The 21,715-nt window shown below is 69.1% G+C and carries 18 protein-coding genes; 4 read left to right on the top strand and 14 right to left on the bottom strand.

The genetic code is table 11. The annotated features are described in order from the left end of the window. The first annotated feature begins 43 nt into the window (after positions 1–43). The 4 genes from ACXI0U_RS03160 to ACXI0U_RS03145 all read left to right on the top strand — a co-directional run bounded on the left by ACXI0U_RS03160 (position 44) and on the right by ACXI0U_RS03145 (position 7,634). The gene (locus ACXI0U_RS03160; protein ID WP_021218686.1) at positions 44–1,567 is read left to right on the top strand and encodes a fumarate hydratase; all 1,524 of its coding nucleotides are present in this window, start codon (positions 44–46) and stop codon (positions 1,565–1,567) included. 330 nt (positions 1,568–1,897) lie between these two features. After that, a complete protein-coding gene (gene gspD / locus ACXI0U_RS03155; RefSeq protein ID WP_479549719.1) occupies positions 1,898–4,267 on the top strand; it encodes a type II secretion system secretin GspD in 2,370 nt (789 codons plus the stop codon). A 51-nt stretch (positions 4,268–4,318) separates the two neighbouring features. Further along, positions 4,319–7,126: a M66 family metalloprotease gene (locus tag ACXI0U_RS03150; RefSeq protein ID WP_479549718.1), complete on the top strand. Its 2,808-nt coding sequence runs from the start codon at positions 4,319–4,321 to the stop codon at positions 7,124–7,126. A 43-nt stretch (positions 7,127–7,169) separates the two neighbouring features. Continuing rightward, positions 7,170–7,634 (top strand): hypothetical protein, encoded by a 465-nt coding sequence (locus ACXI0U_RS03145; RefSeq protein ID WP_479549717.1) that lies wholly within the window; start codon positions 7,170–7,172, stop codon positions 7,632–7,634. A 13-nt stretch (positions 7,635–7,647) separates the two neighbouring features. On the opposite strand, the gene ACXI0U_RS03140 is transcribed toward ACXI0U_RS03145, so the two are convergent. The 14 genes from ACXI0U_RS03140 to ACXI0U_RS03075 all read right to left on the bottom strand — a co-directional run bounded on the left by ACXI0U_RS03140 (position 7,648) and on the right by ACXI0U_RS03075 (position 21,647). After that, positions 7,648–8,964, bottom strand: coding sequence for an Nramp family divalent metal transporter (locus tag ACXI0U_RS03140; RefSeq protein ID WP_479549716.1), 1,317 nt, complete (start codon positions 8,962–8,964; stop codon positions 7,648–7,650). Between the two features lie 111 nt (positions 8,965–9,075). Further along, positions 9,076–9,576, bottom strand: coding sequence for a hypothetical protein (locus tag ACXI0U_RS03135; protein ID WP_479549715.1), 501 nt, complete (start codon positions 9,574–9,576; stop codon positions 9,076–9,078). Between the two features lie 129 nt (positions 9,577–9,705). Then, complete coding sequence (locus ACXI0U_RS03130) at positions 9,706–10,008, bottom strand: ribbon-helix-helix domain-containing protein (protein WP_021218680.1); 303 nt, start codon at positions 10,006–10,008, stop codon at positions 9,706–9,708. Between the two features lie 549 nt (positions 10,009–10,557). Continuing rightward, positions 10,558–10,986 (bottom strand): DJ-1/PfpI family protein, encoded by a 429-nt coding sequence (locus ACXI0U_RS03125; RefSeq protein ID WP_479550022.1) that lies wholly within the window; start codon positions 10,984–10,986, stop codon positions 10,558–10,560. A gap of 242 nt (positions 10,987–11,228) precedes the next feature. After that, positions 11,229–11,792 (bottom strand): DUF2846 domain-containing protein, encoded by a 564-nt coding sequence (locus tag ACXI0U_RS03120; protein ID WP_263400467.1) that lies wholly within the window; start codon positions 11,790–11,792, stop codon positions 11,229–11,231. A gap of 77 nt (positions 11,793–11,869) precedes the next feature. Beyond that, the gene (locus tag ACXI0U_RS03115) at positions 11,870–13,027 is read right to left on the bottom strand and encodes a phospholipase D-like domain-containing protein (protein WP_479550021.1); all 1,158 of its coding nucleotides are present in this window, start codon (positions 13,025–13,027) and stop codon (positions 11,870–11,872) included. Beyond that, a complete protein-coding gene (locus ACXI0U_RS03110; RefSeq protein WP_184488749.1) occupies positions 13,024–13,605 on the bottom strand; it encodes a YceI family protein in 582 nt (193 codons plus the stop codon). Before ACXI0U_RS03110 ends, ACXI0U_RS03115 begins: the two co-directional genes overlap by 4 nt. A gap of 120 nt (positions 13,606–13,725) precedes the next feature. Then, the gene (locus ACXI0U_RS03105) at positions 13,726–15,033 is read right to left on the bottom strand and encodes an OprD family outer membrane porin (RefSeq protein WP_316926670.1); all 1,308 of its coding nucleotides are present in this window, start codon (positions 15,031–15,033) and stop codon (positions 13,726–13,728) included. Between the two features lie 137 nt (positions 15,034–15,170). Continuing rightward, positions 15,171–15,941 (bottom strand): IclR family transcriptional regulator, encoded by a 771-nt coding sequence (locus ACXI0U_RS03100; RefSeq protein ID WP_021217695.1) that lies wholly within the window; start codon positions 15,939–15,941, stop codon positions 15,171–15,173. A gap of 75 nt (positions 15,942–16,016) precedes the next feature. Beyond that, a complete protein-coding gene (locus ACXI0U_RS03095; protein WP_479549714.1) occupies positions 16,017–17,504 on the bottom strand; it encodes an amidase in 1,488 nt (495 codons plus the stop codon). Further along, entirely contained in the window at positions 17,501–18,835 is a 1,335-nt protein-coding gene (locus tag ACXI0U_RS03090) for a citrate-proton symporter (protein ID WP_479549713.1), read from the bottom strand. The genes ACXI0U_RS03095 and ACXI0U_RS03090 overlap by 4 nt, the downstream gene beginning before the upstream one ends. Positions 18,836–18,851: 16 nt before the next feature. Further along, positions 18,852–20,060 (bottom strand): M20 aminoacylase family protein, encoded by a 1,209-nt coding sequence (locus ACXI0U_RS03085; RefSeq protein WP_479549712.1) that lies wholly within the window; start codon positions 20,058–20,060, stop codon positions 18,852–18,854. A gap of 145 nt (positions 20,061–20,205) precedes the next feature. Next, the gene (locus ACXI0U_RS03080) at positions 20,206–20,538 is read right to left on the bottom strand and encodes an amidase (protein ID WP_479549711.1); all 333 of its coding nucleotides are present in this window, start codon (positions 20,536–20,538) and stop codon (positions 20,206–20,208) included. After that, complete coding sequence (locus ACXI0U_RS03075) at positions 20,535–21,647, bottom strand: serine hydrolase domain-containing protein (RefSeq protein WP_431483603.1); 1,113 nt, start codon at positions 21,645–21,647, stop codon at positions 20,535–20,537. The genes ACXI0U_RS03080 and ACXI0U_RS03075 overlap by 4 nt, the downstream gene beginning before the upstream one ends. Positions 21,648–21,715: the final 68 nt, after the last annotated feature.

Below are 21,715 nucleotides of genomic sequence, written 5' to 3'. Positions count from 1 at the left end.
CCGGCGCTTCCCGATGTTCCCGAATTCAAGAGGAGCGCGCCCCATGACCGTGATCAAACAGGACGACCTGATACAGAGCGTCGCCGACGCCCTGCAGTTCATCTCCTATTACCACCCCGTCGACTTCATCCAGGCCATGCACGAGGCCTACCTGCGCGAGGAGTCGCCCGCCGCGCGCGACTCCATGGCGCAGATCCTGATCAACTCGCGCATGTGCGCCACCGGCCACCGCCCGATCTGCCAGGACACCGGCATCGTCACCGTGTTCGTGCGCGTGGGCATGGACGTGCGCTGGGATGGCGCCACCCTGAGCGTCGACGACATGATCAACGAGGGCGTACGCCGCGCCTACAACCTGCCGGAGAACGTCCTGCGCGCCTCCATCCTGGCCGACCCGGCCGGTGCGCGTAAGAACACCAAGGACAACACCCCGGCGGTCATCCACTACTCCATCGTTCCCGGCAACACCGTGGAAGTGGACGTGGCGGCCAAGGGCGGCGGTTCCGAGAACAAGTCGAAGATGGCCATGCTCAACCCCTCCGACTCCATCGTCGACTGGGTGCTGAAGACCGTCCCCACCATGGGCGCCGGCTGGTGCCCGCCGGGCATGCTCGGCATCGGCATCGGCGGTACCGCCGAGAAGGCCGCGGTGATGGCCAAGGAAGTGCTGATGGAGTCCATCGACATCCATGAGCTGAAAGCCCGCGGCCCGCAGAACAAGCTCGAAGAGATGCGCCTGGAGCTGTTCGAGAAGGTCAACCAGCTGGGCATCGGCGCCCAGGGCCTGGGCGGCCTGACCACCGTGCTCGACGTGAAGATCATGGACTACCCGACCCATGCCGCCTCCCTGCCGGTGTGCATGATCCCCAACTGCGCCGCCACCCGTCACGCCCACTTCGTGCTCGACGGCTCCGGCCCCGCCGAACTGCAAGCGCCGCCGCTGGACGCCTACCCGGAGATCGTCTGGGAAGCCGGCCCGTCCGCGCGCCGCGTCGACCTCGACACCCTGACCCCGGAAGACGTGCAGAGCTGGAAGCCGGGCGAGACCGTCCTGCTCAACGGCAAGATGCTCACCGGCCGCGACGCCGCCCACAAGCGCATGGTCGACATGCTCAACAAGGGTGAACAGCTGCCGGTGGACCTCAAGGGCCGCTTCATCTATTACGTCGGCCCGGTCGACCCGGTGGGTGACGAAGTGGTCGGCCCCGCCGGCCCCACCACCGCCACGCGCATGGACAAGTTCACCCGCCAGATCCTCGAACAGACCGGCCTGCTGGGCATGATCGGCAAATCCGAGCGCGGCCCCATCGCCATCGAGGCGATCAAGGACAACAAGGCCGTGTACCTGATGGCCGTCGGCGGCGCCGCCTACCTGGTGGCCCAGGCGATCCGCAAGTCCAAGGTCCTGGCCTTCGCCGAACTGGGCATGGAAGCGATCTACGAGTTCGAAGTGAAGGACATGCCGGTCACCGTCGCCGTCGACACCAACGGCGAGTCGGTGCACATCACCGGCCCGGCGATCTGGAACAAGAAGATCGTCGAAAGCCTGGCGGTGGAGGTGAAGTAAGCCTCCCCCCGCTGCACCAGAAGCCCGGCCCCGTGCCGGGCTTTTTCATGGGCGCAGGAAATCTACCGGCGCTCGGTGGGCAGCACAACGACCGAAGGGAAAAGCCGCCAACGACGGGAAAGATGCAGGGATTTTCTGAAATATGCGGACCAGTCGCACATGCCCGACTGGTCAGGATTAATACTGTGAAACTGTACACAGTTGCTCACTGATTTTTAGTACAGGCGTGCAACTTTACATATCCTCGCCAGTCGCTCGGCCCAGGGTAGGGCCCTCCATAGAAAAACCAGCAAGGCGCACGGATGCGCGGATGTCTGTCGAGCTTTCCACATGCTTCGGATCACCCCCATATCCCCGCCCCGGCGCCTGGCGGCCTGCGGCCCGCTGCTGGCGATATGCGCCTGCCTCGCCCTCCCATCGCTGCACTGCGAGGCGGCACCGACGGCCGCTGCAGCGCCATCGGCCGAGAGCGCCAGCGAAGCGCGCTGGACCATCAACCTGCGCGATGCCGACATCGCCGACTTCACCGAGCAGGTCGCCAGCATCAGCGGCCAGACGCTGGTGCTCGACCCGCGCGTCAAGGGCCGGGTCACCGTCCTCTCCGAATCGCCGCTGACCCTCAGCGAGGTCTACCAGTTGTTCCTGTCGGTGATGAGCACCCACGGCTACACGGTGGTGGCCCAGGGTAACCAGGCCCGCGTCGTGCCCGACATCGAAGGCCGCAGCGTTGCCAACAGCCCCGCCGGCAGTGGGCCGGAAACCTTCGAGACCCGCCTGATCCAGGTGCAGCAGACCCCGGTCAACGAGCTGCTGCCGATGATCCGCCCGCTGGTGCCGCAGAACGGCCACCTGGCGGCCATCCCCTCCAGCAACGCGCTGATCGTCAGCGACAAGCACGCCAACATCGAACGGCTGATGGCCCTGATCGGCCAGCTCGACCGTGCCGGCGCCGAAGACAGCGCGTTCTACGACCTCCAGCACGCCTGGGCCAAGGACGTGGCCGCGATGCTCCAGGAAAGCCTGCGCCGGGGCCAGGCCGCCGGCAACGGCAACGCCCAGGTGATCGCCGACCCGCGCACCAACCGCCTGTTGCTGCTCGGCCCGCCCGAAGCCCGCGAACGCCTGCTGCGCATGGCCAAACAACTGGACACCGCGCCCATCCGCGCGGCCAATACCCGGGTGGTGCGCCTGCGCCACGGCGATGCCAAGGACCTGGCCAAGACCCTCGGCGAACTCTCCGAACAGCTGCGCGGCGCCACCTCGCCCACCACCACCCAGGCGCCGGTGCTGATCCGCGCCGACGAGGGGCTCAACGCCCTCATCCTGATGGCCGAGCCGGACATGGTCGGCCAGCTGGAAGAGCTCGTGCAGCAACTCGACGTGCCCCGGGCCCAGGTGCTGGTGGAAGCGGCCATCGTCGAGATGTCCGGCGATGTCAGCGAAGCGCTCGGCGTGCAATGGGCCATCGATGGCCGCTCCGACGGCAGCCCCATCGGCGGCACCAACTTCAGCAACACCGGGCTGTCGGTGGGCACCCTGCTCGGCGCCATCGAAGCCAAGACGCCGATCAGCCTGCCCGACGGCGCCATCGTCGGCATCGGCAACGACAACTTCGGTGCCCTGATCACCGCCCTCTCGGCCAGCGGCCACAGCAACCTGCTGTCCACGCCGAGCCTGCTCACCCTCGACAACCAGCAGGCGGAAATCCTCGTCGGCCAGAACGTGCCCTTCCAGACCGGCTCCTACACCACCGACGCCACCGGCTCCAACAACCCCTTCACCACCATCGAGCGCAAGGATGTCGGCGTCACCCTCAAGGTCACCCCGCACATCAACGAAGGCGGCACCCTGCGCCTGGTGATCGAGCAGGAAATCTCCTCCATCGCCCCCAGCACCGGCGCCGCCTCCCGGGCGGTGGACCTGGTCACCAACAAACGCATGATCAAGAGCACGGTGCTGGCCGACAACGGCCAGGTGATCGTGCTCGGCGGGCTGATCCAGGACGACGTCACCCGCAGCGAAAGCAAGGTGCCGCTGCTGGGCGACATACCGCTGCTCGGCGGGCTGTTCCGCTCCAGCAAGGACGTCAACGTCAAGCGCAACCTGATGGTCTTCCTGCGCCCCCGGGTGGTGCGCGACGGCCCGCGCCTGGCCGACCTGAGCCAGGAGAAGTACCAGGACCTGCGGCAACTGGCGGGCCAGGACAGCCAGCGCGCCCTGCCCCAGCAGCCGCTGCAGCTGTTCCAGCCGGCCGCGCAGCAGGGCCCGGCGGCCACTCCGCCGCCCCGCCCGGCTCCCGCTCCAGCGCCAGCTCCCACGCCAGCAGCCGCCCCCGAGGCCGCGGCCGTGCGCGCCTATGCCGCGCCCACCGAGAGCCCCATCCAACCCGTCGCAGCGAGCGTCGCGCCACCGGCCCCGGCCCCGGCCGCTGCTGCTCCCGCGCCAAAGCCCGCCCCCGCACCAGCGGTGGCGCAGCGTTTCAGCATCAACCTGATCGAGGGCAGCAGCGAGCAGTACATGCGCGCGCTGATGGCCCGTCACCCCGGAGAGCCCCTGCGCATCCAGCGCACGCAGCGCGATGGCCGGGACTGGTACCGCATGTTCTATGGCGACTACCCCCAGGCGGAGCTGGCCGAACGCGCCCTGCACAACCTGCCGGCCAGCCTGCCCAGCCACCGTGGCCAGGTGACCGCCCTGTAGTCCGACGACCGAATAACCACAACAACGCCGAACCGGAACAAGCGAGGGAACATGTTGCGCAAGATCGTTCTTATCTACGGATTGCTGAGCCTGGCCGGCTGCCTGGACCTGGGCGGCGGCGGAGGTGGCGGGGGCAGCAGCCCCGGCTCGGGCGGCTCCAACACCGTCACCACCCCGCCCACCCAGCCGGGCACCCCGCCCGATACCGGCAGCCCCGAAGAACCGGTCACGCCCCCCGTCACCCCGCCTGTGACTCCACCGGTGACGCCGCCGGTCACGCCACCGGGCGACCGCTTCCCCGAGCCGAGCGCGGCCGTGGTCGACGAGGTGAACGCCCTGGGCTTCTACGACCAGACCGCCGATGGCCAGACCCGCCCCGTGCGCAACGACCTGAGCGGCACCCTCGCCGCCATGCTGCAGTTCGTGCAGAGCCACTCGGTGGACCCGCAAGGCAACGAAGCGAAGAACATGCCGCGCCTGACCAGCGAGCGCGAAGCCCTGCTGCTGGTCACCCCGGCCCCGGAGCAAGCGCTGCCCAGGTCCATGCGCGTGCAGGTGCTGGTGGACGGCGCCCTCAAGGGTGAGCTCGCCCTGCGCCACCCCGACGAGCTCTACCGTGCCGACCGCACCGGCAGCGACGCCCGTCCCGATGTGGTCTATTCGCGCCGCGCCTGGTCCGCCGTGCTGCCCTGGAGCTGGGTGGTGCCCGGCATGAGCCTGCAGGTCAGCGACGACCAGGGCCGCAGCGGCCAGCGCAGCGCCGAAGCCTTCGATTTCGCCCCGCCCGCCGAACTGCTGGTCCAGGCCATCCGCATCGGCATGCTGAGCAACGAGGTTCCGGGCGGCCAGCACTGGTTCAACAGCCAGCCGGCACAAGCCGCCACCGACTACTTCCAGACCGTGCCCATCGCCCGCCTGGTGGCCAGCCAGTACGAGGACGTGCTGCTGCGCAAAGTGATGGTGGCCAACGGCACGATCTACGACGCCGACCTCGGCCAGGTCAGCGCCACCACCGGTGACGTCTACAGCGGCGACATGCGCGAGAACACCGCCAAGTCCACCTTCAGCACCGGCATCAACCTGGCCAACTGGGGCATCACCAGCGCCGGAATGGCCAGCCAGGAGCAACCGCAGCTGACCAACTCGGCGGTCATCCACCATGCCCGCGGCCAGTACGCCAACGGCCCCGTCAACCACGGCCTCAGCGGCGGCAACGGCATCCTCACGCTGATCGACTCGGTGGGTAACGAATTCAGCCACGAGATCGGCCACCACTACGGCCTGGGCCACTACCCGGGGCAGAGCGGCGACAACTACTTCTGGTCCGGTCACCACCACGACAGCGGCTGGGGCTACATCGCCTACCGCAAGCGCATGCGCGCCAACCTGCACTGGACCCGCGCCAAGACCGGCGGCCTCAACGGCATGCCCATCTACGCCGATGCCTACAGCTTCGCCACCGACGCCATGGCCGGCGGCAACTACGCCAGCGGCCTGTCGCACTACACCCACTACACCGGCTACAGCACCCGGCAGAAGATCCAGCCGGCGCTGAACCGTGCGGTCTGGGCGGTGGACTCCGCCACCGGCTACCGCAAGTGGGACGCCAGCACCCGCAAGATGGAGGTGTTCCAGCCGAAAACGCCGACCTCCAGCAACGTCTGGTACAACAGCGCCGACGGCAACTACCGCAAGCCGCGCCTGTTCGGCGTCCCGGTCATCACCCTGCTCGGCGGCTACGACCCGGTCACCCACGACGCCGTGCTCTACCCGGCACTGCGCGGCAACTGGGGCCAGGTCTACGACCTGCCCGCACCGAACGCCGCCGCCACCAGCCAGCAATGCTGGCTGGAGGTCAGCTTCGCCAGCGGCGCGACCCAGCGCATCGCCGTCGCCCCGACCCGCCTGGGCAGCAACGCCAACAAGCTGCACATCAACCTGGCGCAGGCCGAGCAGCCCACCGCAGCGGCCCTGCAGTGCCGCGACACGGCCGGAGCCGCCACCACCGAGCTGGCCAGCCTGATCATTCCCCAGGGGCTGCCGGCCATGGCGCCGGCCGTCATCGTCGGCCGTGACGCGCGCTTCGACGCCCTGCGCAACGAAGAGCTGCCCAAGCTCGACAACGCCCTGGCCGCCCTCGCCGGGCAGGCGGTGCCGGCCCTCAAGGGCGAGGCCCGGGTGCTCTATGACAGCTACAGCGACAGCCCCGACGGCCTCTCCGGCACAGCCCAGCAGGTGCTGCAGCGCCTCAACGAACAGCAGGCCAAGGCCTTGCGCCTGAACCGCTGGCTGGATGCCTACGGCAGCCGCCTGGCCAGTGACGCCGAGGCCGCCAAGGCCCTCGACACCCTGCTGGCCACCCTGCAGCTCGACCCCACCCCGCTGCTGCCAGCGGCCCAGCTGATGACGATGAACAATGGCAACTGCGTGCGCATCGAGCAGGCCGACGGCGCCTGGAAGCCCTACGTCGCCGCCAAGGCCCAGTGCACCGGGGGTCTCGAGGAGAAATGGCGGGTCGATGCCAGCGGCCGCATCCACAGCGCCGCCCAGCCGGCGCAGTGCCTGACCGCCAGCGGCGACATCGGCCTCAGCCCCTGCGACAGCCAGGTGGACGCCCAGGCCTGGGACCTCTCCGCCCTACCGCAGCTCAAGTACGGCAACCGCTGCATGGACCTCTCCGGGGGCTACCTCACCGACGGCCGCGGCAAGCTGATCACCTACGGCTGCACCGGCGGCGCCAACCAGAAGTGGTACGGGCTGACGCTCAACGACAACGGGCTGTTCCCGCTGCTGCAGAGCCGCAACCTCAACCTGTTCAGCGCCTATGCCGAGCAACGTGCCAGCAGCACCGCGCCCTAGCCCGCACCCGGGTCGCCGCAGCCTGGCGCTGCTGGCGGCCCTGTTGGCGAGCGCCCCCGCCCTGGCGGTGCAACTGCCGGGGGCACTGCTCGCCGAACCCGCCCCGCTGTCGCTGCACCCCCCTCCCCCGCTGCGCCCCCTGGTCGGCCTCGACGGCTGGCGCCTGTACAGCGTCTTCAGCCGGGGCGACGGCCAGGGCACGGCCTCCCTCAGCCTCGACGACACCACCCTGTTGACCGTGCAGGCCGGCGTCCGGCTGCCCGGTGGCATCGAAGTGCTTGAAGTGCAGCGGGATCGCTTGCTGCTGCGGCGAGGCACCGAGGTGGGCGAGCTGGTGATCCAGGGGCGCGCGTCCCGGGTTGCGGAGCTGTCCCCAGGCCCCGTCGTCGCCGAACGGGCGCCGGTCCTGCCCACGCTGCCGGCCGGCTGCGAATCCTTCGCCCAGGCGGGTGTACCCCTGGATGAGCTGCAGGCCCTGGGAGGCTGCCCCCAGGTGAACGCCCCCTAGTTGCTGGTGCTTTTCAGGCCATCCAGAAATACAGCAGCGTCAGGTTGGCCAGGGAAATCAGCCCGAACAGGCTCCAGGCGACAGTGGCCACCAGGCGGCTGTTGGCGAAGGGGCCCATCAGCGCCGGGTCGCTGGTGAAGCGGATCAGCGGCCACAGGGCGAAGGGCAGCTGCAGGCTCAACACCACCTGGCTCAGCACCAGCAGCTTGCCCACCGCGCTGTCCCCCAGCCAGACCACGCCGATCAGCGCCGGCACCAGCGCCAGGGCACGGGTGATCAGGCGGCGCTGCCAGCAGGGGATTTTCGCCTGCAGGAAGCCCTCCATCACCACCTGGCCGGCGATGGTGCCGGTGAAGGTGGAGCTCTGCCCCGCCGCCAGCAGGGCGAAGCCGAACAGGAAGCTGGCCAGCGCACCGCCCACCAGCGGGTCGAGCAGGTGGTAGGCGTCCTGGATTTCCACCACCTCGGTGTGGCCGCTGCCGTGGAAGGCCGCCGCCGCGAGGATCATGATCGCCGCGTTCACCAGCAGCGCCAGGGACAGCGAGCCGATGGTGTCGAAACGGGCGAAGCGGATGGCGCTGCGCTTGCTCGCCTCGTCGTCGCCGTTGACCCGGGTCTGCACCACCGACGAGTGCAGGTAGAGGTTATGCGGCATCACCGTGGCCCCGAGGATGCCGATCGCCAGGTACAGCGGCTCCTGGCTGGAGAGCACGTCCCAGGACGGCCGCAGCCCGGCGGCGACGTCCGGCCAGTAGGGTTTGATCAGCATCAGCTCGAAGAAGAAGCACGCGCCTATGGTGGTGATCAGCCCCAGTACGATGGCTTCCAGGCGGCGGAAGTTGGCGCCCTGCAGGGCCAGCACGATCAGCGTGTCGAAGGCGGTCAGCACCACGCCGGTGGTGATGGAGACGCCCAGCAGCAGGTGGAAGGCCAGCGCCGCACCCAGCACCTCGGCCAGGTCGGTGGCGATGATCGACAACTCGGCGAGCACCCACTGCCCACGTGCCACGCCGGGGCGGTAGCGCTCCCGCGAGAGCTGCGCCAGGTCACGCCCGGTGGCGATGCCCAGGCGCGAGCAGAGGCTTTGCAGCAGCATGCCCGAGAGGCTCGCCAGCACCACCACGAACAGCAGCGCATAGCCGAAGCGCGAGCCCGCCTCGATGGCCGTCGCCCAGTTGCCCGGGTCCATGTAGCCCACCGACACCAGCAGGCCGGGGCCGACGAAGAGCATGAGCTTGCGCCCCAGGGACGCGTTGGCCGGCACCGCCACGCTGTGGCTGACGGCGGAGGGGCAGAACGGCGCGGTGGCCGTGGTGGGCAGCTTGTACATCGGGGGCGCGCCGAGCGGAGGGGATGACGCAGCTTAAACGCCGCGACGCTCTGCGCAAAAGCCCACTCGCGTGGGAGTGGGTCGGCCCTCGCAGGGGCCGACCCGGCGGGATCAGAGCTTGGCTTCCAGCGCCTTCTGGATGGCTTCGGCGCGGGCATCGACGTCGTCGACGTTGGTGTAGGGCTTGAAGTTCAGGCTCAGCACACCGCCGTCGAAGGCCACGCCTTCGGGGTAGTTGCTGGAGGGCGCGGTGGCCTCGTCATAACGCACCACCACCTTGCTCAGCTTGGCCTTGAGCGCTTGCTTGCCCATGTCGTCCACGGCCACGGAGGCGAAGGCCTTCTCCAGCGGGGTGAAGTAGACCTGCTTCCAGAAGCCGTCCTGGGTGTAGTTCTGCGACTGGTCGGGCAGCGCGATGCTGTTCCACTGCACGTCCACCGGCACCTCGAAACCAGCGGCAGTCTGGATGGCCTTCAGTTGCTCGACGTAGGGGCCTTCCTGGTAGGCGGTGATGGCGCGGCGCTCGGCCAGGGACGGGTCAGCGAAAGCGCTGGTGCCGGCCAGCAGGCTGACGGCGAGAAGGGAAGCGGAGATGAGGCGTTTGGCAGCCATGAAGAAAACTCCTGGGATCTGGGCTCCAGCCACGACGGCGACTGGTAGACGCGCGGCCAAGGCATCCCTGCCACGCGCGCGAACAGCCTAGACCGACCAGTCAGGGAATTCCGCCGACCGCCGCAAGTTTCAGCCAGCCCGTCGCGGCAAGACCGCCAGGTTGACCGGCGCGCTGCGCTGGGCCAGGTAGCGGGTGCAGCTCACCCGCAGGAAGGAGGCGAAGTTCACCACCTCGCCGCGGTAGTCCATGACTTCCTCGTAGAGCTTGGCGATCAGCTGGTTGGTGGTCATGCCGTCCACCTCGGCGATCTCCCGCAGGATGTCCCAGAACTGGTTCTCCAGGCGTAGCGTGGTCACCACGCCGCGGATGCGCAGCGAGCGCGAGCGGGACTCGTAGAGGATCGGGTCGGCCTTTACATAGAGTTCGCACATGGAGCGGGTTCCTTTCTCGGGTGTGCCCTGAAAACAAGCGGTGCGCAGCAGCGCCATTCTGCATCGAACACCCCTTATGGGGTGATATCTACGGTAAGTGTTGCTGGAGGATCTTAGAGCCCAGCTGATTATCGAGCTTTGCTGATACTTTTGGTTTCGCCCACCCGGGCGAGTCCCTTTTCCAATCGTTGAAAAGGAACCAAAAAACTCGCCCCCGACATACGGGTCTGGCTGTCGCCAGACTTCCCTCACTCCATCGCTGCTCCGGGGGCCGGCGCGAAGGGCCATCCATGGCCAGTCGCGCCTCTCGTGGCATCCATGCCACTCGTCCCCCTGCGCAACGACTGCGTTCGGCCTCCTGAAAGGGGGCATTTGGCCGCTGCTCCAACTCTTTGCCCGCCCCTCACATTGATGTGCGCATCAGCGCTCTGTGCGCGGCACACCATACGGGGTGGCCTTCGTAGGATGGTGTAGAGCGAAGCGAAACCCATCAAGCGAAGCCACAGGCGGCCCCGGGAATCCAATGATCCCCGGAACGCAGGCTCGCCCTTACAGGGTGATGCGGGTGCCCAGCACTTCGAGGAATTTCGCCAGCCAGCTCGGGTGCGCCGGCCAGGCGGGGGCGGTGACTAGGTGGCCGTCGACGTGGGCCTGGTCCACGGGGATGTCCACGTATTCGCCACCGGCCAGGGTCACTTCCGGGCCGCAGGCCGGGTAGGCGCTGCAGGCGCGGCCCTTGAGCACGCCGGCGGCGGCCAGCAGCTGGGCGCCGTGGCAGACGGCGGCGATGGGCTTCTTGGCGGCGTCGAAGGCTTTCACCAGCTCGATCACCCGGGCGTTCAGGCGCAGGTATTCGGGGGAGCGGCCACCGGGTACCACCAGGGCGTCGATAGTCCTCGGCGCGGACCTTGTCGAAGTCGAAGTTGAGGGCGAAGTTGTGCCCCGGCTTCTCGCTGTAGGTCTGGTCGCCCTCGAAATCGTGGATGGCCGTGCGCACGCTCTGGCCGGCGCGCTTGTCCGGGCACACCGCGTGCACGGTGTGGCCGACCATGGACAGGGCCTGGAAGGGCACCATGGTTTCGTAGTCTTCGACGTAGTCGCCAACCAGCATCAGGATCTTCTTCGCCGCCATGGCGGGTTCCTCCGTGTAGGGCCTTCGAGGATTCAAAGGGTAGACGAAGTATCCGCCCGCCCTCCCCGCACCGGGTAACAGGCGGCTACTACAGATCGTCCAGCGGCTCGCCGGCGGAACCGAAGCGCTGCAACGGCTGCACCTCGTGGGTGGCGGCGATCTCGCTGGCACCCAGCTCCGTGCCCACCAGCTGCAGCGGGCCGTCGCCTTGGGGCGGCAGTTCGGCGTTGCGCGGCGGCGGGTTGAGTTCGTCGTAGCGCAGGTAGTAGGTGGCGCCGGCCTCGGCGTCGAGGGCGAAGCTGGTGATTTCGGTGAAGTCCAGCGGGCCGCCGGCGAAGAAGGTCCAGTAGCTGCCCAGCAGCGGCCGGCGCATCTCCAGGCGGTAGCTGGCGGTCTCGAACTCCAGGGGCAGGTAGGCGTTGCTGGGCAGCGCACCGATCAGCTCGCCGTTGAGGAACAGGCCCGGCGCTTCCAGTTCCTGGTCGGCCCAATCGCTTTGCGGCCGGTAGAGGTAGACCAGCGCATGGTCGGCGTCGCTGGGCGTGCGCGCGGCGAAGGCCGGTCCATCGCTGGCACCGAAGAAGGCCCCGGGGGTGGAGCAGCCGGACAGCAGCAAGGCGAGGAGTGACAGGGCGGGCAGCGGACGGCGCATGGGCGCATCTCTTGTTGTGGTTATGCACAGCAGAGTAGCCGGCGCGCGGGGCACGCCGACACCCGACAAAGGTTCGGCTAGCGGCGGCGGTCCAGCAGGTTGACGGCGAGGCGGTCGAGCCAGCCCCAGAGCCGCTGGTAGAAGCGCTTGATCAAGGGCCGCGCGTGCCAGGCGTCGAGGGTGATCTCGCGGCTGTCGTCGAAGTCGCGGCTCAGGCTGGCGACCACCTGGGCGGTGAAGTGGCGGTCCAGCGCTTCCAGGTTGGCTTCCAGGTTGAAGCGCAGGTTCCAGTGGTCGAAGTTGCAGGAGCCAACGCTGACCCAATCGTCCACCAGCACCATCTTCAGGTGCAGGAAGCGCGGCTGGTATTCGAAGATGCGCAGCCCGGCACGCAGCAGGCGCGGGTAGTAGCGCTGGCCGGCGAAGCGCACCGGCGGGTGGTCGGTGTTGCGGCTGGTGAGCAGCAGGCGCACGTCGACGCCCCGCCGCGCGGCCTTGAGCAGCGCCCGGCGGACCTTCCAGCTGGGCAGGAAATAGGGCGTGGCCAGCCAGACGCGCGTCTTGGCGTTGCGGATGCTGCGCACCAGCGATTGCACGATATCCAGGTGCTGGCGGGCGTCGGCGTAGGCCACCCGGCCCATGCCGATACCGGCCGAGGGTTGCGGTGGCAGGCGCGCCAGGCCCGGTGCCTCGTCGGGCCGCCAGGGCCGCCGGTGCAGGTTGGCCAGCCACTGGTAGTCGAAGATCAGCTTCCAGTGCACCACCAGCGGCCCCTCGATGGCGACCATCGCTTCGTGCCAGCGGCTTTCGGGCTCCTGGGGCTGCCAGAACTCGTCGGTGGAACCGGTGCCGCCCACATAGGCGACACGGTCGTCCACCACCAGGATCTTGCGGTGGTCGCGGTAGAAGTTGCGCACCCCGCGCCGCCAGCGCAGCGGGTTGTAGAACTGCAGCTGCACGCCGGCCAGCACCATGCGCTCGCGCAGGGCCGAACCGAGCTTCTTGCTGCCGAAACCGTCGAACAGGCAACGCACCTTCACCCCGCGCTGCGCCGCCAGGCACAGCGCCTCGGCCAGCGCCTCGCTGCAGCCCCCGTCTTCCACCAGGTAGAGCTCCAGGGACACATGGTGCTCGGCGCGGGCGATGTCGGTGAGCATCGCCGGGAAGAACTGCGGCCCGTCGATCAGCAACTCGAAGCGGTTGCCGGCCTTCCAGGGGAAGATGTGGCCCATCAGCGCGCGGTGAAGATCAGCACGGCCCCTACCGGCACCGAGAGGCTGATGGAAGGCAGGCCGGCCATTTCACGCAGCATGCCGAGGGAGTCGGTGAGGCCGAAGTCCTCCACCTGCAGCACCAGCGGCGCCAGGGTCACCACCTGGAAGCGGCGGTCATCCAGGCGCGTGGCCAGCAGCTCGGTGCTGTAGTCGTGCTCGCGGCCATGCAGCTTCACCTTCAACGGCAGGCGCAATTCCAGCTGGGCGCCGGGGGCCAGGTCGGTGATGGGGCGCAGGTCGAGCTGGGCGAAGACTTCCGCCTCGGGGTTGCGCTCGATCTCGAAGAACAGGTCGCGCAGGCGCTGGTCCCGCAGCGGGATACCGGTGCTCACCGACTCCAGCTCCACGCGCAGGTGCGCCTTGCCACTGTCGGCGATGGTGCCGTGCAGGGTGAGGAAGCGGTGCACCTCGGAAAGGTTGCCGCCCTTGGTGGAGATGAAGGACAGGCGCGAGGACTCGTTGTCCAGGTACCAGTCGGCCTGCACCGGCAGCGCAAGGGCGCCGAGCAGGGCGGGAATCAGGGGAATTAGCTTGGACATGCAGGCTCCTGTCGCACAATCGCGCCACCTTAACCGGCAGCCGTTGCGCCTGCAAACCGCGAGCGCCGGGGCGGCTGGCGCTCAGGGTGGGAGGCGGCCGGGAAGACCCCGGCCAACCGATCAGAAGCTATAGACGTAGTTCAGATACAGGCGTTCCGCATTGTGGGTGATGATCCCGGCGGGCCCCCGCGAGGGGGTGAAGCGGGTCACCCCGTCGGCACGCCCCTTGGTGTGGAACTCGTTGTGCAGCCAGATCAGGCTCAGGCCATCCAGCAACCCGGCGAAGCGGTATTGCAGCACGCTCTGGAATTCCCGCCGGGAGAAGCCGTCGTAGCCAGCGGCGTGGTCGGAGAAGGCGTAGTGGCTGTCCAGGCGCAGGCGTGGCAGGCCAAGGGCGGAGAAGTCGGTGCCGGCCACCAGCTTGAACATCTCCTCGTCTTCGACACCGAACAGGTAGAACAGCTTGGCGCTGCTGTTCCAGGTGCCGTGGTCCTGGCTGAAGAAGAAGCGGTCGAAGTCGTCGCCACGCACCTTGTTCCAGGTCATGCCCAGGTAGTGGTGCGGCCAGCGCATGCGCGCGGAGAGGTCGAGGTAGCGTGCCCGGTGCGAGGCGTCCGCGTCGTAGAGCCCGCGCACGCCCTCGCGCTCGAACAGGCGCCCGGCGTCCTGCTGGGCACCGAGGGTGGCGTAGAGATCGAGGAAGCGCTCGCCGCCCAGGCCGAAGCTGCGCTCGACCTTCGCCGAGCCCACCCGCAGGTAGTCCTCCGACTCGCTGTACTCCAGCTTCAACGCGCCGAGCCCGGGCAGTTCCATACCCAGGGCGAACAGGTGCAGGGCGTCGATCTTCTGCCCGCGGAAGTTGCTCAGGTCGTCCGCCCAGCCCGACTCGTTGCGCGCGCTGAAGCCGTTGATGCGGCTGTAGCGCAGCTCCAGGCCGGGGCGACGGAACTCCACATCCGCGCCCAGGGTGGAGGGCGGCAGGATGCGGCTGAAGAGTTCGTCCTGGTACTGGCCGTAGCGCCGGCTCTTCTTGCCGACGCCCAGTTGCAGCTCGCCCGGCTCGCCCTCCAGGCGGGCGCGCAGGTAGGCCTCGATCGGCTTGGCGATGCCGTGGGGCGACTGCACCGAATGGCCCGCCTCCAGGTTGCTGATACTGGTGGCATCGCTGCCCACGTGCAGGTCGTTGGCCAGGCCGTAGGCGTAGTCGAAGCCGAGCACCTCGCGGTACCAGCCGGAGTTGAAGCTGAGCAGCGTGGCCTGCACCCATTCGTCCCGCACGGGGCCGACTTCGCCGCCGTTGCTCTCCTTCCAGTAGTACTGGCTGTAGCGCACGGCGAGCTTGCTGTCTTCGAGGAAGGTGCCGCCCTGGCACAGGCCGGCGAGCGTGAGGCAGGCGAGACCCGCCAGGCCCTTTTCGAGCATGTTCATCTCATGTCCTTCTTGTTGTTCTGGATGAGGTGGATGCCGTCCGGACGGGCAGGCTCCATTGTCGACCCGGGACCGGGAAGGGCAATCGAATTGGGTTCCGCCCCATGGAACGGGGCGACGGAGGGACGCCCGGGGCTTCAGCCGAGGCTGCGTTGCAGGTCGTCGACGGCGTCGGCGAGGTCGTCCAGGTGGCGCCGGCTGACGCACTCGACGCTGTCCTGGTCCCGTGGCCAGTGCAGGGCCACGCTGCCCACCAGGCGCCCCTGGCGGTGCACCGGCAGGGCCATGGCGCGGATCAGGAAGGGCAGGCGCACCGAGTACTCCCAGGAGCCCTCGATGCGCTCGCCGAAGCCCTGGTCGTGGGTCTGCCGATGGGCGAGCAGCAGCGCTTCGCCCGGCAGCGCATGGCGTTCGGCGAGGCGTTGCAGCTGTTCATCGTCCAGGGCGGCCAGGCAGGCGCGGCCCATGGCCGAATCGGCCAGGCTGGCCTTCAGCCCCACCACCAGGCGGTTGGCCGGGTAGCGCCGGCGCAGCACCTCGGGCACCGCGCTTTCCACCACGTGCAGGTCGTCGCCATCGAAGAACGACAGGTCGGCCACCAGCCCGGTGCGCTCGGCCAGCTCGCTGAGCAGGGGCGATGCCAGCTCCACCAGCTGGCGGGCGAAGCGCTGGTCCGGGTCACCGAACAGGCGCTGCGCACTGAGCCGGTAACGCCGGTCGCACAGGCCCCGGTAGAGCCAGCCCCGGTCCAGCAAGGTGTGCAGCAGGCGCGAGACCGTGGCCTTGGGCAGCCCGGTCAGGTAGTGCAGCTCCTCCAGCCCGAGCGAATCGTGCTCCCCCAGCAGCTCGACAATGGCCAGGGCGCGCTCCACCGACCGTACGGTGCCGCCTGCTTCTCTGCTTTGCATACCCGCCTCCATCACCCCGCCAACCGAGGCACCGGCCGACAACAGCAAGATACGGACCCACCCGCTGCACGCCCCTCAAGCGCCACCGAGCAACGCCGGTGGGCGCCGCTGCACCCACTGCGTGTGCAGCTCGTGGGCGTGGGCCAGTTGCAACACGGCCAGGTCGCCACGGGGCGGTCCCACCAGCTGCAGCCCGGTGGGCAGCCCATTGGCGCCGAACCCCGCCGGTACGCTCATGGCCGGCAGGCCCGCCAGGGTCACGCCCACCACCACTTCCATCCAGCGGTGGTAGCTGTCCATGGCCCGGCCATCGATGGCCTGCGGCCAGTGCTGCGTAGCATCGAATGGAAACACCTGGGTGCACGGCAGCAGCAGGTAGTCGTAACGCTCGTACAGCGCCAGCAAGGCGCGGTACCAGTCGCTGCGGTCCAGCGAGGCCTGGAAGACATCCCGGGCTGACAGGCGCAGCCCGCCCTCCACTTCCCAGATGGCTTCCGGCTTGAGCTGCGCGCGGCTGGCCGGGTCGGCATGGGCCTGGCCCAGGCTGCCGGCGATCAGCCAGTGGCGATGCACCAGCCAGCAGCGCCAGAGCCGCTCCGGGTCGAACGCCACGCTGCACGGCTCCACCTCGCAGCCGAGGGCACGGAAATCATCCAGCGCCGTTTCACACAGGCCGAGCAGCCCCGGCTCCATGGGCAGGTGGCCGCCGAGGTCGCCCAGCCAACCGATGCGCAGGCCGCGCACGTCGCGCTCCAGCGAGCCGGCCAGGTCGTCCCCGGTGTTCAGCGACAGCGGCGCCCCCGCCGCATAGCCCGCCTGGGTGCGCAGCAAGGCGGCGACATCGGCCACGCTGCGCCCCATGGGCCCTTCGGTGGCCAGTTGCTGGGCGAACAGTTCCGGCGTCGGCCCCACCGGCACCCGCCCCTGGGACGGGCGCAGGCCATAGACGTTGTTGAAGGCGGCAGGGTTGCGCAGCGAGCCCATCATGTCGCTGCCATCGACCACCGGCAGCATGCGCAACGCCAGGGCCACCGCCGCCCCGCCGCTGCTGCCCCCGGCGCTTAGCCCCGGGTCGTAGGCATTGCCGGTGGTGCCGTGGACGCGGTTGTAGGTGTGCGAGCCGAGGCCGAACTCCGGGGTGTTGCTGCGACCGATGAAGATCGCCCCGGCGGCGCGGGCGCGGGCCACCACGTGGGCGTCGTGCTCGGTCACCTGCCCGGCGAACAGCGGCGAGCCGAAGCTGGTGACCATGCCGGCGACGGCGGCCAGGTCCTTGGGCGCCTGGGGCATGCCGTGCATCCAGCCAAGCCACTGCCCCTGCGCCAGCAGGCGGTCGCGCTGCTCGGCCTCGGCCAGCAGGTGTTCGTCCGGCCGCACGCCCACCAGGGCGTTGACCCGTGGGTTGAGGCGGTGGATCTGTTCCAGGTAGGCCTGCATCACCTCCCGGCAGGACAGCTGCCGGGTACGGATGGCCTCGGACAGCGCCAGCGCGCCGAGGGCGACGATCTCGCTGCTCGCCGCCTGCACAGCCAGCTCGGCGAGGGGGGATTCGAAACGGCTCATTCGACGAGGCTCCGGGTGGATTGAGCGAGCAGCCGGCGGCGCTCGCGGCGCTCCAGTGCAGCGGGTGCACCTTCGCGCAGGTACCAGGCCGAGATCAGCCCGATGCTGGCGGCGAACAGCACGTAGTAGGCCGGCGCGACGGGGTCGGCGGTGACCTTGGTCAGCCAGGTAACGATGAAGGGCGCGAAGCCGCCGAAGAGCATCACTCCCAGGTTGTTGGACAGCGCCAGCCCGGTGGAACGCACCCCGGTGGGGAACTGCTCGGCCCCGGCGGTGGGGCCCGGCCCGTAGAGGGTGCCGATGGAGGCGCACAGCAGCAGCTGCATCACCAGCAGGCGCTCCAGGCCCGGCGCCGCCGCGACCCAGTTGAATAGCGGGTAGACCAGCACGAGGAAGGCGAAGGTGCCCACCAGCAGCACCGGCCGTCGGCCGTAGAGATCGGAGAGTGCACCGGCGATGGGGATCACCAGGGTCATCAGCGCCACCGCCGCCATCTGCACCATGAACACCTGGTCCAGGGGCAGGCCGAGCTGCTTGTGGGCGAAGGTGGGCATGTTCACCAGCACCACATAGAAGGCCACGGTGCCGCTGATGGTGTTGCCCAGGGTCACCAGCACGGCGCGCCGGTTGTCCCGCAGCATCCGCCCCAGGCTGAGGTTCTCCCCACCCTGGCTGGCGCGGCTTTCGAGGAAGGCTTCGGTCTCTTCCATGTGCCGGCGCATCCACAGCCCCACCGGGCCGATCAGCAGGCCGATGACGAAGGGCAGGCGCCAGCCCCAGCTGTCCAGCGCCTCCGGCGAGAGGGTGTGGGTGACCAGCGCGCCCATGCCGGAGCCGGCGAACACCGCCAGGCATTGGCCGAACAGCTGCCAGGAGCCATAGAGGCCGCGACGGTTGGCCGGCGCGCACTCCACCAGGAAGGCCGTGGCGCTGGCGTACTCGCCGCCGGTGGCGAAGCCCTGGATCATCCGCGCGACCACGATCAGCAGCGGTGCGCCCAGGCCGATGGCGGCGTAATCCGGGGCGAAGGCGATCAGGGCGATGGAAAGCGTCATCAGCAGGATGATCAGTTGCATGGCGGCCTTGCGTCCCTTGCGGTCGGCATACAGCCCCAGCAGCACGCCCCCCACCGGCCGCATGAAGAAGCCGACACCGAAGGTGGCCAGGGCCATCAGCAACGAGGTGTATTCGTTGTCGGACGGGAAGAACAACCTGGCGATGATGCTGGCCAGGAAGCCATAGACGATGAAGTCGTACCACTCGAGGGCGTTGCCGATGACGGCAGCGGTCACCTGGCGGCCGCGCGAGGCGCCGCGGGTTGGCGTGTGCATGGTGAGCCTCCGGGGCTTAGGCGTGGGCGCGGGTCGCGCGGCTGGGCTGTTGGCTGCGGGCGGCCTGGAGCCAGGCTTCCGCCAGGGCGGCCCAGTAGGCGGCGCCACGGCCGAGGATGTCGTCGTTGAAGTCGTAGCCGGGGTTGTGGACCATCGGCCCCTCGCCGTTGCCGATCACCAGGTAGCTGCCGGGGCAGCGCTGCAGCATCCAGCCGAAGTCCTCGCTGCCCATCAGGGTTTGCGCCTCCTGCACGGCGCCCTCCCCCAGCAGGGCGCTGGCGACATCACGGGCGAAGGCGGTTTCGGCCGCGTGGTTGACCGTGACCGGATAGGCCGGGCGGTGCTCGATGGCCACCTGGCAACCGTGGCTCGCGGCATGCCCGCGGATGATGGCGGTGACCCGCTGCAGCTGCAGCTCGCGCACGTCCGGGTCCAGCGCCCGCAGGCTCAGGCGCAGCAGTGCGCTCTGCGGCACCACGTTGGCCGCCTCCCCCGCCTGCAGCGCGCCCACCGTGACCACGGCGGCGCGTTGCGCATCGATGTTGCGCGCCACCACCGTCTGCAGGGCCATGACGATATCGGCGGCGGCCACCAGCGGGTCGACGCACAGGTGCGGCATGGAGCCGTGGCCGCCGACGCCGGTGACGACCACTTCCAGCAGGTCCTGGGAGGCCATCACCGGCCCGGCGCGGAAGGCCATGCGCCCCGCCTCCAGCCCCGGCATGTTGTGCATGGCGAACAGCGCATCGCAGGGGAAGCGTTCCAGCAGGCCGTCGGCGAGCATCGCCTCGGCGCCGCCCTGGCCCTCTTCGGCCGGCTGGAAGATCAGGTTGAGGGTGCCCTCGAAGCGCCCGGCCTCGGCCAGGTAGCGCGCGGCCCCCAGCAGCATCGCGGTGTGGCCGTCATGGCCGCAGGCGTGCATGCAGCCGGCGTGGCGGCTGCTGTGGGCGACCCCGGTGGCTTCGGTGATGGGCAGCGCATCCATGTCGGCGCGCAGCCCCAGGCGCCGCGTGCCATCGCCCCGGCGCAGCACGCCGACCACGCCAGTGCGGCCGATGCCCCGGTGCACCTCGTAGCCCCAGCCCTCCAGGGCACGGGCCACCAGCTCGGCGGTGCGGGTTTCCTCGAAGCCCAGCTCGGGGTGGGCGTGGATGTCCTGGCGCAGGCGACGCAGCTCGTCGTCGATGCCATGCAGCCAGGCAGGGATGTGCGCGTAACGGGTCATTGTTGTTGTTCTCCTCGTCGTGGCCACCCGGGAAGGCGGCCCGGCCCCAGTCAAGCGCCACGAGGCGAGGAGAACAATCGAAGACGGTTCCACAGGGTGGAACACCGGGCGCGGGCGCATGGCCCGCCCCGGTGGGGCGCTGCGGTCAGGGCAGGCGGTCGGCCTCGGGCAGCAGCTGGCAGCCCTGGCGCGGGCCGAGCCAGGCGGCAGTGGAGGTGGCGCCGAGGCCACGGGAGGTCACGCGCTTGGCGGCGGCGTCATCGAGGAAGGCGCTGGTGGGCACGTACTGCTTCACGTAGCTCACGCAGTAGTCCGCCGGGTTGTCCATGACGTAGCGGCAGGAGCAGTACTCCTTGGCGGTGTAGGCACTGATGATGCCGGGGAAGGCCTGGATATGGACGCGGTTCTGCCAGGCCAGGCCGGCCAGCACCAGGAGCAGCAGCACCAGGATGGCGAGGATCGGGTGGCGGCGGATCATGGCTGCACCTCCTGGGCGAAGGCCGCCTGGGCCAGCTTGAGGAACTGGTTGTGCTGGTAGCTCTTGTCGCGATCATCGGCGTAGCGAACGATCACCAGCTTCTGCGCCGGCAGCACGTAGAGCGCCTGGCCCCAGTGGCCGAGGGCGGCGAAGGCGTCTTCGGGCGCGTCCGGCCAGGGCTTGGCGCTGCCCTCCACCACCGCGTTGAGCCACCAGTGCCCGCCGGGCACGGCATCGTCGGGGTGCTTGGGGTCGGTGCGGAATTCGGCGAAGGGCTTGCGGTTGAACGCCACCCATTCCTTGGGCAGCAGCTGGCGCTCGCCCCAGCGCCCGTCACGCTGCATCAGCAGGCCGACGCGGGCGAGGTCACGGGCGCTCATGTAGGCATAGGACGAACCGACGAAGGTGCCGGCGGCGTCGGTTTCCCACACCGCCGAACGGATGCCCAGGGGGTCGAACAACGCGGTCCAGGGGTAGTCCTTGTAGGCGGCGCCGACCATGCCCTTGAGCGCGGCGGAGAGCACGTTGCTGTCGCCGCTGGAGTAGCGGAAGCGCTTGCCCGGCACGGCGTCCAGCGGGTGTTCCGCCGCGAAGGCGGCCATGTCGCCACGGCCCCGGGTGTAGAGCATGGCCACCACCGAGGATTTCAGCGGCGCGTATTCGTAGTCTTCCTGCCAGGCCAGGCCCGAGGCCCAGTGCAGCAGGTGGTTCATCTGCACCGCGCCATGGCCGGCGAAGGCCGGGTAGTGGCGGGCGACCGGGTCGTCGAGCTTGAAGCGGCCTTCGCCGTAGGCCACGCCCAGGGTGGCGGCGAGCAGGCTCTTGCTCACCGACCAGGTGAGGTGCGGCGTCTCGGCGCGGGTGGGGCCGGCGTAGCGTTCGTAGATGAGCTGGCCATCGCGGATCACCACCACGGCGTCGGTGCGCACGCCCTTGCGCTGGGCATCGTCACGGGTGGGGAAGGCATAGGCTTCGAAGGCGTCGAGGGCGGCGCCGGACGGTTTGGCGCCCTGGGCCCATTCGGCGCCGGGCCAGGTTTCGCCGTGGGCGAGCGTGGCGGCGCAGAGGCCTAGCGTAAGGCTCAGGGTTCGCAGCAGCGGGACGGGCATTGGTCAGCCTCTTGTTGTCAGCGGAGGCGGAACCCTAGCACGGGGAAGATGACGCTAAAAAGCGCCGA

It is taken from the genome of Pseudomonas sp. C9D1, assembly GCF_056491235.1.
This window is presented reverse-complemented; position numbering and strand designations above follow the sequence as displayed.

What these genes read in the sequence shown, in the direction of transcription:
- ACXI0U_RS03120 (WP_263400467.1), bottom strand. Translation starts at nt 11,792, where the DNA reads ATGCGCCGTCCGCTGCCCGCCCTGTCACTCCTCGCCTTGCTGCTGTCC.
- ACXI0U_RS03140 (WP_479549716.1), bottom strand. Translation starts at nt 8,964, where the DNA reads ATGTACAAGCTGCCCACCACGGCCACCGCGCCGTTCTGCCCCTCCGCC.
- ACXI0U_RS03105 (WP_316926670.1), bottom strand. Translation starts at nt 15,033, where the DNA reads ATGAACATGCTCGAAAAGGGCCTGGCGGGTCTCGCCTGCCTCACGCTC.
- ACXI0U_RS03085 (WP_479549712.1), bottom strand. Translation starts at nt 20,060, where the DNA reads ATGACCCGTTACGCGCACATCCCTGCCTGGCTGCATGGCATCGACGAC.
- ACXI0U_RS03095 (WP_479549714.1), bottom strand. Translation starts at nt 17,504, where the DNA reads ATGAGCCGTTTCGAATCCCCCCTCGCCGAGCTGGCTGTGCAGGCGGCG.
- gspD (WP_479549719.1), top strand. Translation starts at nt 1,898, where the DNA reads ATGCTTCGGATCACCCCCATATCCCCGCCCCGGCGCCTGGCGGCCTGC.
- ACXI0U_RS03135 (WP_479549715.1), bottom strand. Translation starts at nt 9,576, where the DNA reads ATGGCTGCCAAACGCCTCATCTCCGCTTCCCTTCTCGCCGTCAGCCTG.
- ACXI0U_RS03110 (WP_184488749.1), bottom strand. Translation starts at nt 13,605, where the DNA reads ATGTCCAAGCTAATTCCCCTGATTCCCGCCCTGCTCGGCGCCCTTGCG.
- ACXI0U_RS03090 (WP_479549713.1), bottom strand. Translation starts at nt 18,835, where the DNA reads ATGCACACGCCAACCCGCGGCGCCTCGCGCGGCCGCCAGGTGACCGCT.
- ACXI0U_RS03075 (WP_431483603.1), bottom strand. Translation starts at nt 21,647, where the DNA reads ATGCCCGTCCCGCTGCTGCGAACCCTGAGCCTTACGCTAGGCCTCTGC.
- ACXI0U_RS03100 (WP_021217695.1), bottom strand. Translation starts at nt 15,941, where the DNA reads ATGCAAAGCAGAGAAGCAGGCGGCACCGTACGGTCGGTGGAGCGCGCC.
- ACXI0U_RS03080 (WP_479549711.1), bottom strand. Translation starts at nt 20,538, where the DNA reads ATGATCCGCCGCCACCCGATCCTCGCCATCCTGGTGCTGCTGCTCCTG.
- ACXI0U_RS03130 (WP_021218680.1), bottom strand. Translation starts at nt 10,008, where the DNA reads ATGTGCGAACTCTATGTAAAGGCCGACCCGATCCTCTACGAGTCCCGC.
- ACXI0U_RS03150 (WP_479549718.1), top strand. Translation starts at nt 4,319, where the DNA reads ATGTTGCGCAAGATCGTTCTTATCTACGGATTGCTGAGCCTGGCCGGC.
- ACXI0U_RS03160 (WP_021218686.1), top strand. Translation starts at nt 44, where the DNA reads ATGACCGTGATCAAACAGGACGACCTGATACAGAGCGTCGCCGACGCC.